Origin of the sequence: Cryobacterium sp. TMT1-3, from assembly GCF_004402315.1 — a bacterium.
Lineage (GTDB): Bacteria > Actinomycetota > Actinomycetes > Actinomycetales > Microbacteriaceae > Cryobacterium > Cryobacterium luteum.
The window spans coordinates 59,434-76,497 of record NZ_SOFW01000021.1 but is presented as its reverse complement, the minus strand read 5'-3'; the positions used below and the strand labels follow the sequence as shown (position 1 = coordinate 76,497).

The 17,064-nt window shown below is 66.0% G+C and carries 17 protein-coding genes and 1 pseudogene; 11 read left to right on the top strand and 7 right to left on the bottom strand.

Annotation, left to right across the window (positions count from 1 at the left end):
* Window positions 1-148: 148 nt before the first annotated feature.
* The gene (locus E3O25_RS07195; RefSeq protein ID WP_134360825.1) at window positions 149-652 is read right to left on the bottom strand and encodes a glutathione peroxidase; all 504 of its coding nucleotides are present in this window, start codon (window positions 650-652) and stop codon (window positions 149-151) included.
* Between the two features lie 335 nt (window positions 653-987).
* Between E3O25_RS07195 and E3O25_RS16925 the strand changes: the two genes are divergently transcribed.
* Complete coding sequence (locus tag E3O25_RS16925; RefSeq protein ID WP_166787639.1) at window positions 988-1,164, top strand: hypothetical protein; 177 nt, start codon at window positions 988-990, stop codon at window positions 1,162-1,164.
* A 262-nt stretch (window positions 1,165-1,426) separates the two neighbouring features.
* Window positions 1,427-3,112: a ribonuclease J gene (locus E3O25_RS07190; protein ID WP_092111780.1), complete on the top strand. Its 1,686-nt coding sequence runs from the start codon at window positions 1,427-1,429 to the stop codon at window positions 3,110-3,112.
* A 63-nt stretch (window positions 3,113-3,175) separates the two neighbouring features.
* Here the strand turns inward: E3O25_RS07190 and E3O25_RS07185 are convergent, their stop codons facing one another.
* On the bottom strand, window positions 3,176-4,789 hold the full coding sequence (locus E3O25_RS07185; RefSeq protein WP_092111779.1) for a peptide chain release factor 3: 1,614 nt from the start codon (window positions 4,787-4,789) through the stop codon (window positions 3,176-3,178).
* A 325-nt stretch (window positions 4,790-5,114) separates the two neighbouring features.
* Between E3O25_RS07185 and E3O25_RS07180 the strand changes: the two genes are divergently transcribed.
* Entirely contained in the window at window positions 5,115-6,179 is a 1,065-nt protein-coding gene (locus E3O25_RS07180; protein ID WP_134360824.1) for an aldo/keto reductase, read from the top strand.
* A gap of 21 nt (window positions 6,180-6,200) precedes the next feature.
* Here the strand turns inward: E3O25_RS07180 and E3O25_RS07175 are convergent, their stop codons facing one another.
* Window positions 6,201-6,791 carry a TetR/AcrR family transcriptional regulator gene (locus E3O25_RS07175; protein ID WP_092111777.1) on the bottom strand — a complete coding sequence of 197 codons (591 nt, stop codon included), beginning with the start codon at window positions 6,789-6,791 and terminating at the stop codon, window positions 6,201-6,203.
* Between the two features lie 213 nt (window positions 6,792-7,004).
* Here E3O25_RS07175 and E3O25_RS07170 point away from each other — a divergent pair, with 213 nt between their 5' ends.
* From E3O25_RS07170 to E3O25_RS07155, 4 genes and pseudogenes are all read left to right on the top strand, one after another.
* On the top strand, window positions 7,005-8,348 hold the full coding sequence (locus tag E3O25_RS07170; RefSeq protein ID WP_092111775.1) for a pitrilysin family protein: 1,344 nt from the start codon (window positions 7,005-7,007) through the stop codon (window positions 8,346-8,348).
* A 63-nt stretch (window positions 8,349-8,411) separates the two neighbouring features.
* Window positions 8,412-9,014, top strand: a complete 603-nt coding sequence (locus tag E3O25_RS07165) for a histidine phosphatase family protein (RefSeq protein ID WP_092111790.1) — start codon at window positions 8,412-8,414, stop codon at window positions 9,012-9,014.
* Window positions 9,015-9,079: 65 nt separating this feature from the next.
* Window positions 9,080-9,899 (top strand): annotated as a pseudogene (gene dapB / locus E3O25_RS07160) (4-hydroxy-tetrahydrodipicolinate reductase); the annotation flags it as partial.
* Entirely contained in the window at window positions 9,844-10,287 is a 444-nt protein-coding gene (locus E3O25_RS07155) for a hypothetical protein (protein WP_092111770.1), read from the top strand. The pseudogene dapB and the gene E3O25_RS07155, both read left to right, overlap by 56 nt.
* A gap of 15 nt (window positions 10,288-10,302) precedes the next feature.
* On the opposite strand, the gene E3O25_RS07150 is transcribed toward E3O25_RS07155, so the two are convergent.
* The 4 genes from E3O25_RS07150 to E3O25_RS07135 form a co-directional block, all read right to left on the bottom strand.
* Complete coding sequence (locus E3O25_RS07150) at window positions 10,303-11,193, bottom strand: TIGR01777 family oxidoreductase (protein WP_134360823.1); 891 nt, start codon at window positions 11,191-11,193, stop codon at window positions 10,303-10,305.
* 9 nt (window positions 11,194-11,202) lie between these two features.
* Window positions 11,203-11,634 carry an OsmC family peroxiredoxin gene (locus E3O25_RS07145; protein WP_092111766.1) on the bottom strand — a complete coding sequence of 144 codons (432 nt, stop codon included), beginning with the start codon at window positions 11,632-11,634 and terminating at the stop codon, window positions 11,203-11,205.
* 155 nt (window positions 11,635-11,789) lie between these two features.
* Complete coding sequence (locus E3O25_RS07140) at window positions 11,790-12,269, bottom strand: DUF4395 domain-containing protein (protein ID WP_241988529.1); 480 nt, start codon at window positions 12,267-12,269, stop codon at window positions 11,790-11,792.
* Window position 12,270: 1 nt separating this feature from the next.
* Window positions 12,271-12,729 (bottom strand): thioredoxin family protein, encoded by a 459-nt coding sequence (locus tag E3O25_RS07135; protein WP_092111762.1) that lies wholly within the window; start codon window positions 12,727-12,729, stop codon window positions 12,271-12,273.
* A gap of 151 nt (window positions 12,730-12,880) precedes the next feature.
* Here E3O25_RS07135 and dapA point away from each other — a divergent pair, with 151 nt between their 5' ends.
* The 4 genes from dapA to E3O25_RS07115 all read left to right on the top strand — a co-directional run bounded on the left by dapA (window position 12,881) and on the right by E3O25_RS07115 (window position 17,018).
* Window positions 12,881-13,858 carry a 4-hydroxy-tetrahydrodipicolinate synthase gene (gene dapA, locus E3O25_RS07130; RefSeq protein ID WP_092111788.1) on the top strand — a complete coding sequence of 326 codons (978 nt, stop codon included), beginning with the start codon at window positions 12,881-12,883 and terminating at the stop codon, window positions 13,856-13,858.
* Window positions 13,859-14,044: 186 nt separating this feature from the next.
* Window positions 14,045-15,100: an efflux RND transporter periplasmic adaptor subunit gene (locus E3O25_RS07125; protein ID WP_174721720.1), complete on the top strand. Its 1,056-nt coding sequence runs from the start codon at window positions 14,045-14,047 to the stop codon at window positions 15,098-15,100.
* On the top strand, window positions 15,097-15,792 hold the full coding sequence (locus E3O25_RS07120) for an ABC transporter ATP-binding protein (protein WP_134360821.1): 696 nt from the start codon (window positions 15,097-15,099) through the stop codon (window positions 15,790-15,792). The genes E3O25_RS07125 and E3O25_RS07120 overlap by 4 nt, the downstream gene beginning before the upstream one ends.
* On the top strand, window positions 15,789-17,018 hold the full coding sequence (locus E3O25_RS07115) for an ABC transporter permease (RefSeq protein WP_134360820.1): 1,230 nt from the start codon (window positions 15,789-15,791) through the stop codon (window positions 17,016-17,018). The genes E3O25_RS07120 and E3O25_RS07115 overlap by 4 nt, the downstream gene beginning before the upstream one ends.
* Window positions 17,019-17,064 lie beyond the last annotated feature (46 nt).

Below are 17,064 nucleotides of genomic sequence, written 5' to 3'. Positions count from 1 at the left end.
AAGACGCTCGACTGGGACACCCCCGCCGAGCGCTTCGCTAAACTGCTGACTACTGAATAGACCACCCGGTGTTGCAACGACCCCCAGAAACCGCCTCTAACGTGGGCCCAATTTCCGGGCCCGGGCCCGGAAAGAAACAGCGGGTGGGTCAGGCGGCCTTCGCGGCCAGCACCTTCTCGATCGCATCGACGATCTCGGTCGACTCCGGCTCCACCGTGGAGGCGAAGCGGTCCACGATCTCGCCCGACGGTGTCACCAAAAACTTCTCGAAATTCCACTTGATCAATCCCGGCAGCAGGCCCTGCTTGAACTTCGTCAGCTCCGCATACAGCGGATGCTGGTGCTTACCCCGCACGTCAACCTTGGCCGTCATCGGAAAGGTCACCCCGTAGGTCATGCCACAGAATTGGGCGATATCTTCCTCGGTGCCGGGTTCCTGCCCCATGAACTGGTTGCTCGGCAGGCCGAGCACGACCAGGCTCTCATCGGCGTAGCGCTGGTAGAGCGACTCGAGGCCGGCATACTGCGGCGTGAACCCGCACTTCGATGCCACATTGACGACGAGCACCGTCTTCCCCCGAAAGGCATCAAAAGATGTTTCTGTTCCGTCGATGAGGGTGAGGGGGATGTCGTACAGCGCAGAAGAAGTCATTCGAAGATTTTATCGATCCAGCCTCCATGCGGGCTGCACGGGAGCTGTGTAGCTGCACCGCGCTCGTACAGCTGCACGCTGCCTGTGTAGTTCGTGCATTTTCCCCGAACGGGTGGCAGATTCACGTATCCTGAGGGCAGTTCAAAAATCATGGCGATCCATTAGAGGATCCGGATTTTTGGGCCCGCGCGGCGCAGCGCAGTTCCCGCCGACCGGGCCATCACCCCAGTTCCACTCGAATCAGTCCTTCGCAGACCTGCCCCAGCGCAGATGCTCCGACGATCGAACGTGGCCAGCCGTCGGCATCCGCTAGTCACAATCGCACCAGGAGCACCATGAATTCCTACGTATCCAAGTCCACTAAACGCGCCGCCACGGCCAACGAATATGTGACGCACGACGTCCGTCGGGCGATCACCGCGACCGGCTACATCAGCGGCACCGTGCAGCACCTCGAGGCCGGCGAGTATGTGTCGCCGCAGCCGACCATGGCCGGACACCGCGCCGCGTAGCCTGCGGCCAGGCCGCGTCAAGCGGCACCAGAGAGGGATTTCGCCACGCGCGGGGTCCCTCTTTTCGTGCCCGAAACGCTGATCGTTTCTGCATCGGTAGACTAAGGAGGTATCTGGCCGGCATTTTGCTTGCCCGCCAGGCACGACACGAGGTACGCGCATGCGCGCTGAAGCCCCCTGAGCCGGCTCGCCGGCTTCGCATGCCCGTGCTCGGTCCCCACACACCTGGACATGCAGTACCGCAGACAACGAAATGAGATTCATGAATAACCACTACCTCGACCTGAGCACTCCGCCGGCATTGCCCGCTCGCGGCATGCGCATCATCCCACTCGGAGGCCTCGGCGAGATCGGCCGCAACATGACCGTCTTCGAGCACAAGGGAAAGCTTCTCATCATCGACTGCGGCGTTCTCTTCCCCGAGGACAACCAGCCCGGCATCAATGTCATCCTGCCCGACTTCACCGCCATCCGTGACCGCCTGCAGGACATCGAGGCCATCGTGCTCACCCACGGCCACGAAGACCACATCGGCGCCGTCCCCTACCTGCTCAAGGAACGCGGCGACATTCCCGTCGTCGGCTCCAAGCTCACCCTGGCCTTCCTCGCCGCCAAGCTGCAGGAGCACCGCCTCAGCCAGAACTTCATCGAGGTGAAAGAGGGCGAGCGCCGCACCATCGGCCAGTTCGATCTCGAATTCATCGCTGTGAACCACTCCATCCCCGACGGCCTCGCCATCGCCATCCGCACCGAGGCCGGCCTCGTGCTCGCCACCGGTGACTTCAAGATGGACCAGTTCCCGCTCGACAAGCGCCTCACCGACCTCGGCGCCTTCGCGCGCCTGGCCGAAGAGGGCGTCGACCTGTTCATGACCGACTCGACCAACGCCGAGGTTCCGGGCTTCACCACCGCCGAGAAAGACATCGGACCGGCGATCGACACCGTGTTCCGCACGTCGCCGCGCCGCATCATCGTGTCGAGCTTCGCGAGCCACGTGCACCGCATCCAGCAGGTCATCGACGCTGCCGTCAAGCACAACCGCAAGGTGGCTTTCGTCGGTCGCTCTATGGTGCGCAACATGGGCATTGCCACTGAGCTCGGCTACCTCAACGTTCCCAAGGGCCTGATCGTCGACATGAAGGCGCTCGAGCGCATGAAGGACGATAAGGTCGTTCTCATCTGCACCGGTTCACAGGGCGAGCCGATGGCCGCCCTCTCGCGCATGGCCAACCGTGAGCACGTCATCAAGATCGGCGAGGGCGACACCGTGCTGCTCGCGAGCTCGCTGATCCCCGGCAACGAGAACTCCATCTACCGCGTCATCAACGGCCTGATCCGCTGGGGCGCCAACGTCGTGCACAAGGGCAACGCCAAGGTGCACGTCTCTGGCCACGCCAGCGCCGGCGAGCTCGTCTACTGCTACAACATCGTCAAGCCGGTCAACGTCATGCCGATCCACGGTGAATGGCGTCACCTCACGGCCAACGCCGATCTCGCCATCGCGACCGGTGTCCCCGCGGACAACGTCATCGTCGTGGAAGACGGCGTCGTCGTCGACCTCATCGACGGCCACGCCAAGGTCACCGGCCGCGTCGTCGCCGACTACATTTTCGTCGACGGCATGACCGTGGGCGGGGCATCCACTGCCGCGATGGAAGACCGTCGCAAGCTCGCCGAAGACGGTACCATCACCATCCTCGGAATTCTCAACGCCAAGACCGGCACGCTTTCCGAGCCGGTCGAGTTCCTGGCCCGTGGATTCGTGCACGACGACGAGTGGGTCAAGGGCGCGACCAAGGTCATCGATGAGGCCATGAAGGCCGCGAACCGCATCAAGATCGTTGACGGTGCCGAGCTCGAAGACCTGTTCACGCAGTCCGTGAGCCGTTGGATGAACCGCAAGTACCGTCGCAGCCCCGTCATCACTTCCGTGGTGGTTGACGCGTAAGCAGCAGCACCAGAAAGGCCGCATCTTCCACGAGGATGCGGCCTTTTTTGCGAACGTAAAGCGCTACATGAAGTCGTCGGCCGTGGCGTTTGCGATGTCGATCAGCACGAGCTTCGGGTTCTCCTTGGCGATGGCCTGCAGGCGCCACGGCGTGCTGAACAGGGCCAGCAGCGTGCCGTCTGAGCGGGTGAACACCTCCACCTGGCGGGTACCGGCGAGCACGAGTGCGCTTTCCTTGTCGGTTTTGCGGGCCACCTGGTAGGGGAGTGCTTCCATGCGAATATCGGCGTGAAAGTCGTGCACCATGCGGTCCTCGACCACCTCGAACTGCATCGGCCCGACGGCGCCGAGCACCGGAGCCTGCTCACCGCGCACCTCGGACCGCATCACTTGGATGACGCCTTCATGGTCGAGCTGGTCGATGCCGCGCCGAAACTGCTTGTGCTTGCTGCTGTCCACTGGGCGAATCGCCCGAAAGTGTTCGGGGGAGAACAGCGGCAGTGGCGGAAACTCCACCCGTTCGTCTTCGAAGATCGAGTCGCCCACGCGCAACGCCGAGGCGTTGACGAGCCCCACAATATCGCCGGGCCAGGCCTGGTCGGTGACGGTGCGCTCCTTGCCGAACAGCTGCTGGGCGTACTTGGTGGCAAAAGGCCGGCCGGTCGCCGCGTGCGTCACGATCATGCCGCGGCGAAATTCGCCGGAGCACACCCGCACGAAGGCCACGTGGTCGCGGTGCGCCGAGTTCATGCCGGACTGAACCTTGAACACAAAACCGGAGAACGGTGAAGTGACCTTGCGCGGGTTGCCGTCGATGTCGATGCGCGCTTCGGCCGGCGGCGCGAACTCGACCAGGGTGTCGAGCAGTTGCTGCACCCCGAAGTTCGCCACGGCGGCGCAGAACAGCACCGGGGTGGTCTGCCCGTCGAGAAACAGCTCGGAGTCGTGATTCTGCGACTCCGCGTCGAGCAGGTCAGATTCTTCGACAGCGGATGCCCACGCCGGGCCTTCCTCTTTAGCCGCGTCGGCCGCATCCAGCCGCACCGATTCGGCCACGGTCGCGCCGCCCGCCGTGCGGGTGTAGCGCAGAAAGTCACCGGAGCGGCGATCGAGCACACCGCGCAGGTCGCCGGCCTCGCCGACCGGCCAGTTCAGCGGGGTCGGCAGCAGCCCGGTGCGGGTCTGGATCTCATCCATCAGGGCCAGGGGAGTGTCGCCGGGACGGTCCCACTTATTGATGACGGTGATGACGGGAAGCCCGCGTTGCTTGCAGACCGCGAACAGCTTCATCGTCTGCGGTTCGAGACCCTTGGCGGCGTCGACCAGCATCACCGCGGCATCCACCGCCGAGAGCACCCGAAAGGTGTCCTCGGAGAAGTCGGCGTGGCCGGGCGTGTCGACGAGGTTGATCACGGCGTCGTGGTACTCGAACTGGATGGCGGCGCTGGTCACCGAGATACCGCGGGCCTTTTCCATCTCCATCCAGTCTGAGACGGTTCCGCTGCGGCCGGCCTTACCGTGCGTGGCACCGGCGGAGGTGATCGCGCGGGCGTGCAGCAGCAGGGCTTCGGTCAGGGTGGACTTGCCGGCGTCGGGGTGGCTGATCACGGCGAAGGTGCGGCGCCGGCGAGCCTCGCGGGGAACCTGTGGGTTGGGCACGGAGGCGTCGGTGGTCATGGCTGCTTTCCTGCGGCTGATTCGGGCAGCATACTTAGCCAGCCGATCGATCAAGGGATTCGACAGGCGGCGGCCCAGGGCGGATGTGCACCTGCACAGGCCGCCCAGATTTTGCGCAATTTTCAGTCTAACAAATTGGGGACGCACCGACGGGCAGCCGGCCGCATCACCCCTATTCGGCCGGCTGCGGCGTACATTTTGGTAACGGTTTAGCGTGCCGTCGGGAAATGTCGGCGGCCTCGCCTAAAGTCGGAAAAAGAGCACTTTACGACGAGAAAACCCGGCAAAACTGACTGGTCGGGCGAGCACCCGGGAGGAGAACGCAATGCCCCGACAGGTGGTCTCATCGTCTCTGGACGCAATGTCGGTTGGCCGTGTGCAGCGGGCCGAGACAGGGCAGACCCAGACAGGGCAGCCCCAGACAGGGCAGACCCAGACGGGGCAGACCCAGCCAGCCGTCGGTTCGGGCGCGGTGCGCCGTCAGATTCCGGGAACCGAGCTGCGCGTGCATCCCCTGGCCCTGGGGTGCAACGCGTTCGGCTGGACGGCAACCGGTGAAGCCTCCCACGCTATCCTCGACGCGCACCGCAACCTCGGCGGCAATTTTCTCGACACGGCAGACAGCTTCGCCGCCGGGCGCAGTGAAGTGATCATCGGGTCGTGGTTGCGCTCGCGCGGTGCACGTGCCGAGACCGTGCTGGCCACGAAAATCGGCCGCAATCTCGACAATCCCGGGTTGACGCAGCGCAGCATCGTGGCCGCCGTCGAGGCCAGCCTGGTGCGGCTCGGCACCGACTATCTCGACCTGCTCTACTTTCACTTCGACGACAAGACCGTCGCCCTCGAGGAGAGCCTCGTTGCCGTCGACGCTCTCGTGCGCGCCGGCAAGGTGCGCTACCTCGGTGCGAGTAATTTCTCGGCCGAGCGGCTCATGGAGGCCAGGGTGCTCTCCGGCCTCGGCCTGCCCAAATTCGTCGCCGTCGAAACCCCCTACAACCTCGTGCATCGCGCCGAGCTCGAACAGGACGTCGCCGTCGTTGCGCGGGCCCAGCATCTCGCACTGATGCCCGGCTTCGCCCTCGCGCACGGCTTTCTGGCGGGCGCGTTCCGCACCAAAGCGGATGCCGCCGGCACCGCCCGCGGGCAGCTCGCCGCGGTCTACCTCAATCGTCGTTCCCTGCGCGTGCTCGCCGTGGTCGACCGCATTGCGGCGGCGCAACAGGCAGCGCCGGCGTCGATTGCCCTTGCCTGGTTGCTCGCCCGGCCCGACGTCGTTGCTCCGGTGGCCGGCGCCGGCCGGGCCGACCAGGTGCCGTCCCTGGTCGCGGCGGCGGGCATCCGGCTCGGCCGTAACGACCTGCTCGACCTCGACCGGGTATCCGCCTTCTAATCCAGGGGTGCGGCGAGAGGCCTAGTCGCCCGACTCGTCCAGCACGCGCTGGATAGCGCGCAGCAGGGCGGTGTGGGCACCGATCGGGTCGCCGAGGTTGGCGCCGGCGAAGGCACCGTCCCTGGCGAGAAAGAAGTCGTCTGCGGCATCGCCGGGCCGGGCGTGACCCATGCCCCGGAACATGTCCTCGATGGACCGACCGTACCAGTCACGGTGGGCCGCTACCGCCTGCCGCACCGGATGGGCCGGGTCGGTGAACTGGGCGGCCGCGTTGATGAACGGGCAGCCGTGAAAGCCTTCGCGAATGACCTGGGCCGAGATCTCGGTGACGACGCCACGCAGACGCTGTTCGGGAGTGTCGAAGCGGGTGTCGAGGCTCGCGAGAAAATCGCGGGCGAGGCGGTCTCTGCCCTGCAGATACACCACGATCAGGGCGTCCTTCGAGCGGTAGTACTTATAAAACGTGGCTTTGGTGACCTTGGACTCGCTGATGATGCGATCCACACCCACGGTGTGAACACCCTCGGTATAGAACAGGCGGTCGGCGGTGGCGAGGATACGCACCTTGGCGTGGGTCGCCGGCCGAACGACCTCAGCTATCAGCGTGGTCATGCGAGACTCCTTGGTCGAGGGGCAGAAAACAGCCCCGGATGAGCGCAGATCCGGGGGGTTTCCCCGGTCGGCATCCAGACTGTAACACACCCTAGACAGACCAGTCTGTCGTAACCGGCTGCAGGGGCCATTCCGGCCAAACTGGGGGTGGCTCGGCGGGTTGCCGTGCCCGCACCGGTCGTCCCGATCGGGTCTTGTAAGGTGGTGGATGATATGAACGGTGCAGTCGACTTTCCCCTAGACCAGGCCGAACTCTCGTTTCGGGCCGCCGGCGATGCCCTCGTCCGTCGCACGGTACTGCCGAGCGGGGTGCGCATCCTCAGCGAGCAGGTACCTGGTGCCCGCAGCCTCACCATCGGCTACTGGGTGGCCGTCGGATCGCGCGACGAACAGCCGGGCCATTTCGGCTCCACCCATTTTCTTGAGCACCTGCTGTTCAAGGGCACACCGACGCGTTCTGCCCTGGACATAGCGATCTCCTTCGACGCGGTCGGCGGCGAACACAACGCCATGACCGCCAAGGAATACACCTGCTACTACGCCAAGGTGCAGGACCGCGACCTCGGTATGGCCATCGACGTGCTCACCGACATGCTGACCTCCTCGAAGCTGGATTCCGATGAATTCGAAACCGAGCGTGGCGTCATCCTCGAGGAACTCGCCATGGCCGACGACGACCCGGCCGACGTCGCCAACGAGCGATTCTTCGAAGCCGTGCTGGGTAAGCATCCGCTCGGCCGCCCGATCGGCGGCAGCGCCGACGACATTCGGGGTGCCACCCGCACCGCCGTGTGGGAGCATTACCAGGCCAACTATCGCCCGCAGGACCTCGTCGTCACGGTTGCCGGTGCTGTCGACCACGACGAACTTGTCGCTGCCGTCACCCGCACCCTCGAACGGGCCGGCTGGGACCTCAGCATTGTGCAGACCCCGGTCAGGCGGCGGGGCGGTCTGCCAGCCGACATCCACCAGGGACAGGCCCTGACCATCGTTAAACGCCCGCTCGAACAGGCCAACCTGCTGTTGGGAATGCCCGGCCTGCTGGCAACCGACGACCGGAGGGTGACCATGAGCGTACTCACCTCGATTTTCGGCGGAGGCATGTCGAGCCGACTGTTCCAGGAAGTGCGGGAGAAGCGCGGCCTGGCCTACTCGGTCTACTCATTCGCGCCCGGCTACTCCGACGCCGGCCTGTTCGGCATGTACGCCGGGTGCACACCGGCCAAGGCCGGCCAGGTGGCCCAGCTCATGCTCAGGGAATTGCACCGCCTGGCCGCCGACGGCGTTACCGCCGACGAGATGAAGCGGGCATCCGGCCAGCTGAGTGGGGCATCCGCTCTCGCGTTGGAGGACTCGGACACCCGCATGTCCCGCTTAGGTCGGTCCGAGATCACCCTCGGCGAGTTCGCCGACCTCGACGAAGCACTGCGCCGCCTCGCCCTGGTCACCGCGACCGACGTGCAGCAACTTGCCGCGGAGTTGGCGAGCGGTCCGGTGTCGATTTCAGCCGTCGGAGCCCTCGAAGACGACGCGTTCGCTGCTATTCTCCCGGGCTGACCGGTCGCCACCCGCTCGTGCACCATCCGGCCCGGCCGGTCTCGAACTGTGAAATGGACAATGATGCCCCAGTACATCTACCTGGTACGCCACGGCGAGCAGCAGGATGCTGAGCACGGCCTGCACGACGGCCCGCTCTCGCCCCGAGGCAAGCGTCAGGCTCTTCTCGTCGCCGATCGCCTCAGCGGGGTTCCGTTCACCGGTGCGTGGCATTCGCCGCTGCAGCGCGCCGCAGAGACCGCCCAGATCATGGCTGAACGGCTGCCGGCCCTGCACAGCGAGCCGTCGGCATTGCTCTTCGACTGCATCCCCTCCGGTCGGGCCGCCGAAACGCCCTCGGCCTACGACCCGTTCTTCGGCTCGGTCACCGACGACGAGATCGCCGCCGGCCGTGCGCAGATGGAAGACGCCGTCGCCGAATTCTTGCAGCCACGGCGCAGCCAGCGGCACGACCTGCTGATCACCCACAATTTTGTGATCGCCTGGTTTGTGCGTGAGGTGCTCGGAGCCCCCGACTGGCGTTGGGTCGGCATCAATCAGGCAAATTGCGGCCTGACCGTGCTGCAGCAGAAGCCGGGGCGACCCTGGACGCTCGTCACCCATAACGACCTCGGTCACCTGCCGGTCGAGTTGCGCACCGGGCTGCCTGAACCCCTGATGTTCTAGACGTCCAGGTTCTCAGCGGTCGGGCGCGGGCACGTGACCGGCCGATCAATTGGTAGATTGGTTTCATGACAACGACGGTGGCCATCATTGGCGCAACGGGCAAGATGGGCCGTCTGGTCTCCGACCTGATCGATCGAACCGAGGGCTTCAAGGTTGTCGCCCGCCTCGACTCGCACAGTGCGCTGAGCGAGATGCTCGGGGCTGACATCGCCGTGGACCTGACCCGTCCCGACGTGAGCCGTGACGTCGTCGACTTCGCGACCGAGCATGGCATGCGGGTGCTCGTCGGCACGTCCGGCTGGAGCCAGGAGGGCATCGACACTCTCAGCCGCCGCCTTGCCGACCGCGACGACACCGGCGTCATAATCATTCCGAACTTTTCCATCGGGTCTGTACTCGCAACCGCGTTCGCCGCCCTCGCCGCCCGGTTCTACGACTCGATTGAAATCGTCGAAGCGCACCAGCCGGCCAAAGTCGACTCGCCGTCGGGCACCGCCGTGCGCACCGCCGAACTGATCGGCCAGGCTCGCGCCGAACTCGGCCCCGTCTCAGCACCACACACCGATCAGCGCGCTCGCGGCCAACAGGTCGCGAGCGTTCCCGTGCACAGCCTGCGCCTGTCCGGCCTGCTGGCCCGGCAGGACGTCTTTCTGGGCGGTACCGGGGAAACCCTGACGATCAGCCACAACACGCTGTCCCCGAGCGCCTATGAGAGCGGTATTCTGCTGGCCCTCACCGCAGCGCGAACGGCCACAGGGGTAACGGTCGGCCTCGACCAACTCGTGGATCTCGGATTCGCAGCGCCCGCCATCAGCGAAGGTGGCGTCAAATGAAGGGCAAGATCGCGGTCGTCGTCATGGCGATACTGCTCGTGTTCTACCTCGTGCTGGTCGGAGTTCGCGCCGTGCTCTTCATTCAGAGCGGCGAGTCGATCGGCATTGCCATCGGGCTCGCGCTGCTCATCCTGCCGTTGATCGGCTTCTGGGCGCTCGCGCGTGAGGTTGCGTTCGGTATCCGTTCGGAACGGCTCGTGCGTCAGCTCGACGACCTTGGGGGGCTTCCCTCCGCCGAACTCCCGGTGCGCCCGAGCGGCCGCCCCTACCGAGACGCCGCCGACGAGCAGTTTCCGGCCGCGCAGGCCGAGGTGGAAGCCCAACCCGACAGCTGGCACGCCTGGCTGCGGCTCGGCCTCGCCTACGACGCCTCCGGCGATCGCAAGCGCGCCCGCGGCGCCATCCGTACCGCGATCGCGCTCGAACGCACGCCGAAATAGGCTCTGACCGGCCGACTAGGGTTGGCGCAGCATCCAGGCGATCGCGGTGGCCGGCGTGCGATGAAAAAATTCGAACCCGTCGTCGAGCAGCTTCCGAGCGCTGACTCGCTGGTCGGCGAGCAGCAACTGGCGCGCAGCATCCTGCAACAGAAGCGTCAGAATCTGCTTCGGTACCGGCAGCACGAAGGGCCGGTGCAGTGCGGTCGCGAGCCCGTGAATGATGTCGTTGGATGTTGCGGGGGTCGGCCCGACCAGGTTCACCGGGCCAGAGAGCGCCGAGGTCAGCAGGTGCACGATGGCTGCGGCCTCGTCGTGCAGGCTCACCCAGGCCCAATGTTGGTTGCCGCCGCCGAGCGGTCCGGCGAGACCGAGTTTTGCCAGGGGCAGTACCGGTTTCAGCGCGCCGCCCTTAGCCAGGACGAGGCCGGTGCGCAGCAGGACGACCCGTGTCGGTTCCGGCGCGAGCACAGCCGCCGCTTCCCACTGGGTGACGACGTCGGCGAGAAAGTCGGTTCCCGCAGCGGATGTCTCGGTCAGAATCTCCCCGGGACGATCACCGTAGACCCCTACGGCAGAACCGTTGAGCAGTACGGTCGGTGGTGTGGCCGCCCGGGCCAGAGCATCAGTGATCGTGCGGGTAGCCGACAGGCGGGAAGTCAGGATTTCCTGGCGATACTCCGCCGTCCACGGGAGCCGCGCCAGGGAGGCCCCCGACAGGTTGACGACCGCGTCAACGGTGTCGAGCACGTTCGCGTCGAGAGCGTGAGCTGCCGGGTCCCACCGCACCTCGTTTTTGCCCAAGGCTTCCCGGCGCACCAGACGCACGGGGGTGTGCCCCGCAGCGGCCAGCTGGCGGCTCAATTCCCGACCGATCAGGCCGGAGGCTCCCGCGATGAGAACGCGCACGCCTGTGGCCTAGGCCAGTTCGGCTTCAATGGTGATGGGAATGCCCGCGAGTGCTTTCGAGATCGGGCAGTTTTCCTTGGCATCCTGGGCGAAGGCCTCGAACTCGGCCTCGGTGAGGCCGGGAATCTTCGCACTGACCAGCAGGTGACTGCCGATCACGCCGGTGCCGGCCGCGAATGTGACAGCCGCAGTGGTCTGGATGCTTTCCGGGGTGTGCCCAGCCGAGCCGAGAGCGTTCGCGAGGGCCATCGAGAAGCAGGCCGCGTGCGCAGCGCCGAGGAGTTCCTCGGGGTTGGTGGTGTTGGAGACCCCCTCAGCTCGGGCTTTCCAGTTCACCGCGAACTCGGCGGCGTGGGAAGAATCGAGGGTGACGGTACCGGAACCGGTCGGAAGATCGCCGGTCCAGACGGTGGTTGCTTCACTGGTGAGCGTCGTGGGCATGGTGTTACCTCCAGGTGATTGAATTCCACCCTAACTGTCCCACCTGCCCCACGAACGAGTCCCGTCTGGGAATTGCCTGAGACCCAGCCGACATGCCCGGGCGGCCGCCCCCCCCGGATGGGTCGGGCGTGTCCCGGCCGGGCTTCGGGAACGGCTTAGACGTTCTCGAGGGTTCTGCCGCCCCGGTTGAGCACACCGAATCGCACGAGGAGCAGGTAGATCTGGCAGCCCAGGCAGTAGTCGAAGACCGCGTTCAAAAAAGCAGCGACGAACGCCGCCGCCGCAGCGATTCCGACAGCGTCGGGTACACCGGCCAGACCCAGAATCAAGCCGACCAGGGTCACGGCCAGACCGACACCCTGTGCGAAGGTGGGCGGGGTCGCATCTTCGAGCTCCGTCGGTGGCGCGAGGCGCGGACGCACGAATTTTTTGAACAGCACGCTGTACGGATGCCGACCGGCGCCGGCCAGCGCGCCCCACGCGAACAGTGCGGTGAGTGCTGCCAGCAGCACCACGGCGGCAACGGATGCGCCGATGAGCGACAAAAACACCACCGTGAGCAAAACACTGGCAGTGATGGCGGCTCCGAAGCGGGGGCCGCGCGGATCGAGTCGTGGGCGAGGCGTCGTAGCCATGTCAGCTCCCGGGAGTCGTGGTGAGTGGGCGAGACGTGTTCTGGGCGATGGCATCGAGCGTCGCACTGATGTCGGCCCGATTCGGTGCTCCGCCCACGCGAGCCCGAACCCGCCCCGACCCGTCCAGGATCAGGGTCGTCGGTGTTTGCAGTACGGAGTAGCGGTTGGCGAGGTCGGCGCGGTGGGTGAGATCCACGTCCACGTGCACCACCCCGGGCCGCTGCTCGGCCACGGCAATCAGCAGACGGCGGGTGCCCGGGCAGCGGGCGCACAATTCGGTCGAGAATTGCACCAGGGTCGCGGCAGGGCCGAACGCGATCGACGAGGCGACATCCGCTGGCATGATGACGTCGCCGCTCCCCGAGGCCACCAGACCTTGGCGCGCCCGCCAGATCAGGCCCAGAACGGTCGTGGCCGCCAACAGGGCGAGCAACAGTCCGATCGCTTCGAGTGGGTTCATGGTGTCGACGTTACGGGGGCGCGCACCCGGTCGGGGGAGTATGACGAGAGATGACGTGGCGCGCACCCCCGCCGAGTCCAACGTGAACGGCCGAGTCGCACCGTCACCGGTTATGCGGGGCGCGGGACGGGGAAGCGATAGCCTGTACTTCGTGTCTACCTCTACGAATCCCTTTGGCCAGGTGCTGGTCGCGCTGGTCACCCCGTTTACTTTTGATGGCGAAGTGGACTGGGCCGGGGTGGAGAAGCACATCGACGACGTCATCAACGCCGGTGCCGATGGCATCGTCGTCACGGGCACGACCGGGGAGACGAGCACCCTGACCGACCCGGAGAAGATCCGTCTGGTTGAGGTTGGCAAGTCGGTCGCGAACGGCCGGGCCAAGATCATCACCGGCGGCGGCTCGAACGAGACCGCCCACGCCATGCAGCTCGCCCGCCAGAGCGAAAAGGCCGGCGCCGACGGCAATATGATCGTCACTCCGTACTACAACAAGCCGACCCAAGCCGGAATACTCACGCACTTCCGTATGATCGCGGATGCCACTGACCTCCCCGTCATCCTCTACGACATCCCCGGTCGCACTGGCGTCGCGATCGCCTACGAGACCATCCTGCGCGCGGCCAAGCACCCCAACATCCTCGCCATCAAAGACGCCAAGGGCGACTTCGCCCAGGTCAGCCGGGTGCTCAACCAAACCGACCTCATGTACTTCTCCGGCGACGACCCCAATGTGCTGGCCCACCTGTCCATCGGTGCGACCGGCCTGATCGGCGTCACCGGAAACATCACGGCCACCCCGTACCGACACATGGTCGACGCGGTCAACCGTGGCGACCTCAAGGTCGCCACCGCCGCGCACCAGCAGCTCGAGCCGCTCGTGCGTGCCGTGATGACCCACGTTCCCGGCACCGTCGCCGTGAAGTATATTTTGCACGGCCTCGGTCGCATCGGCAGCCCGCGCGTTCGTCTGCCGCTGGTCGGCCCCGAGGACTCCGAAGCAGCCCAGATCGAAGACGAATTGTCGCTGGTCAGAGACATCCCCGGTGTGGATTTTTCCAACTTCCGCCCGGACCGCAATGCGGCCGCCGGCGGTTCGCTGCCCAAGGTCGCTGGTACCACCCGCTAAGGCACTCGTGCCGGCCGGCTCGGTGCTCACGGCAGTCCTGGGCGTTCGCGGCATTCGTTTCGAGGGGCGCCACGAGATGCAGCAGGTGCCGCGAGCCGGCGGGCGGACAGCGACAGGCAGGCCCGCCTAACGCTAGGATCAGCCCATCGAGCTTGACCAGGTCCGGTCAGCCGGGTGGGGAGTCTCGTGAACGTTGCACGCAAATGGGTCTTTCCCATCCTTCGACTCATCGTGATTGCGGCCATCGCGGTAGCCCTGGTGAAACTCGCGTTCTACCCAAACGCAACCGCCGACAGCAATCCAGCCGAACCGACCGGTGTCATCGTCGAACCCCAGATTCCGGTGGCCCTCGGCACCATCAGCAATGACGTGACCCTGCCGGGCACGGTCAGCGCCGACCCGGCCGTCGCCGTCAAGGCGACCGCCATCGGCACGGTCGACGAGATTTTCGTGGCGGCCGGCCAGGCCGTGAACAAAGACGACAAGATCTACGACATCCGAGTCGAAACGATCAAGGACCCGGTCGAAACAACGGATGCTGATGGCAACGTCTCCGTCACCCAACCGAAACCGGTGGTCACCTTCGTCAAGGTGCTCGCCCCGATCACCGGAATCCTCAGTTCGCTCTCGGTGATCCACGGCCAGAGCGTGGCCGTTGGGGATGCGACGGGCCAGGTGGCCCCACCGAGCTTTTCGGTGAGCGGAGCGCTCAGCCCCGAGCAGCAGTACCGGCTGCTGACTCGGCCGACCGAGGCATCCGTTGCGATCACGAACGGGCCGGCGCCGTTCACCTGCACCGGCCTGACCATCACCACCCCGCTGGCTGGTGCCCCGGCCGGCGGTGACGGCGCCGGAGACGCGACCGGTACGAGCGGCACCACCGTGACCTGCGCGATTCCGGCCGAGGTGACCGTCTTCTCCGGCTTGGCCGCGCAGATCACCATCGCGGCCGGGCTGGCCGAGAACGTGCTCGTTGTGCCCACCACCGCGGTCGAGGGTTCCGCCGAAACCGGGGTCGTCTGGTTTGTGCTGCCCGATGGGAGCACCGAAGAGCGCCCGGTCACGCTCGGCATGACCGACGGCGTCAACGTGCAGGTCGTCGACGGCCTCGTGGAGGGCGACCTGATCAACCAATTCGTGCCGGGCGCCGTCGCCGGCGGCGGGCCGGGCTGCGAACTTCAGCCCGACGGCAGCGAAGTCTGCTTCGGCCCCAGCATCTCGAGCACCGGGATCTCCGGATGACCCTCCTGCATCTGGAGGGCGTGACCCGCACTGTGCAGCTCATCGATGCACCGCCGCTGACGATTCTCTCCGGCGTCGACCTCGACGTCGACGTCGGCGACCGGGTGTCGATCGTCGGCCGGTCGGGTTCGGGCAAAACCACCCTGCTGAACCTGCTCGGGCTGCTCGACAACCCGACGAGCGGCACGATGCTGTTCGAGGACCGCCCGGTGCGGTCGTTGTCGTCCGGCGCTCGGGACCGGCTCCGCGGCCGCGAGGTCGGGTTCATCTTTCAGCAGTTCAACCTGCTGCAGGGTCGCACCGCCCTCGAAAACGTGATGACGCCGCTGCTCTATGCCGAGGGCCGTCAGTTCTGGCAGCGGGCCCGCATCGCGACCGAGATGCTGGAACGGGTCGGCCTCGGCGACCGTCTCAGCTCGCTGCCCGACCGGTTGAGCGGTGGTGAGCAGCAGCGCGTGGCGATCGCCCGCTCGCTGGTGCGCGGCCCGCGACTGATCCTCGCTGACGAACCCACGGGCGCCCTGGACCTTGAGACTGGCGAGACGGTGATGGACCTCATCGACGAGGTCGCCACCGAATCGGGAGCCGCCCTCGTCACTATCACCCACGATCCGGCGATCGCCGCCCGCGCCACCCGGCACCTGATGCTCGATCACGGCGTTCTCCAGGTCGCCAGCGCGGTGCCGGCATGAAACGTGTCGTTAGCAACCTCGTGGGCGCGGTCATCGAGGCGTGGCAGGAAGTGCGCATCCACAAGACCCGCGTCATGCTGTCGCTGATCGGTGTGGCCGTGGCCGTCTGCGCGATCACGACCGTGGTCGGGCTCGGCGGGGTGGCCCAGCAAGCCACCATCGAGCAGAACGAACGATCGGGAGGACGCGCCGCGAGCCTCTACCTGTCGGCGACGATGAACGACGGCTCCAACCCGACCGCAATGCCCGAAATCTGGCGCACGGCACTCGAGCGATACCAGGTCGACTACGCCAGCCGGGTCATCAACACCAGCCAGACCGTGCAATTCGCCGACGGCGCCGTGCCGGTGCAGACCATCGGCGTCGACCCGCCGTATGGAACGATGCACCGCATCACCCTCGAGGAAGGAACTTGGTTCACCGACGCGGACCAGGCCCGGCTGGCCCCCGCCGTGCTCATCAACTCCACCTTCTGGGACCGCCTCGGCCGCCCGGACCTGCGCACGCATCCGACGACCACCCTGGTGGGCGAACGCAGTACGACGGCCGTTGTCACCGGTGTCTACCCGGCGCTGTCCTACGAGACCGAACCGGCGATGTACATGCTCGCCGATGCTCTGACCGCCATCACCCCGGTCGTCACCGACCCGAACCTGCAGCAATTCGGACCTCCCTCGTACGAACTGTGGGTGCCGGTCGAGCTATCCGAGCAGCTCGTGCCCGCGCTGCAACGCGACGTGCAGGGTGCGCTGGGCAGCGACGCCGTCGTTCAGGTGAACCGGCAGGACTACGCGGCATTTCAGGACGGTGACCCCTACCTCTCCCTCAAGCTCACGGTCGGTGCCATCGCCGGCCTGGTGCTGTTGCTTGGAGCGCTCGGCCTGGTGAACATCGCCCTGGTCACCCTCAAGCAGCGCATTCGGGAGATCGGCATCCGCCGCAGCTTCGGGGCGACCGCCGCCCGGGTGTTCTTCGCCGTCATGATGGAAAGCGTCGTCGCAACCGTCGTCGCCGGCATCGTCGGCGTGATTGCCGCCGTACTCATCGTGAAGAGCCCCATCGTTGAGGACTTCATCAGCCAGGGTCAGGTCACCGACTTTCCGCCGTTCCCGGTCGAAGCGGCCGTTCTCGGCCTGATCTGTGCGACCGTTGTCGGTGCCCTGGCCGGGCTCATCCCGGCACTGGTCGCGGTGCGGGTGAAGGTGATCGACGCCATCCGCTATTAGGTGACACGACAAGCGAAGACCAGCGGATGCACACCGCGGCATTCGC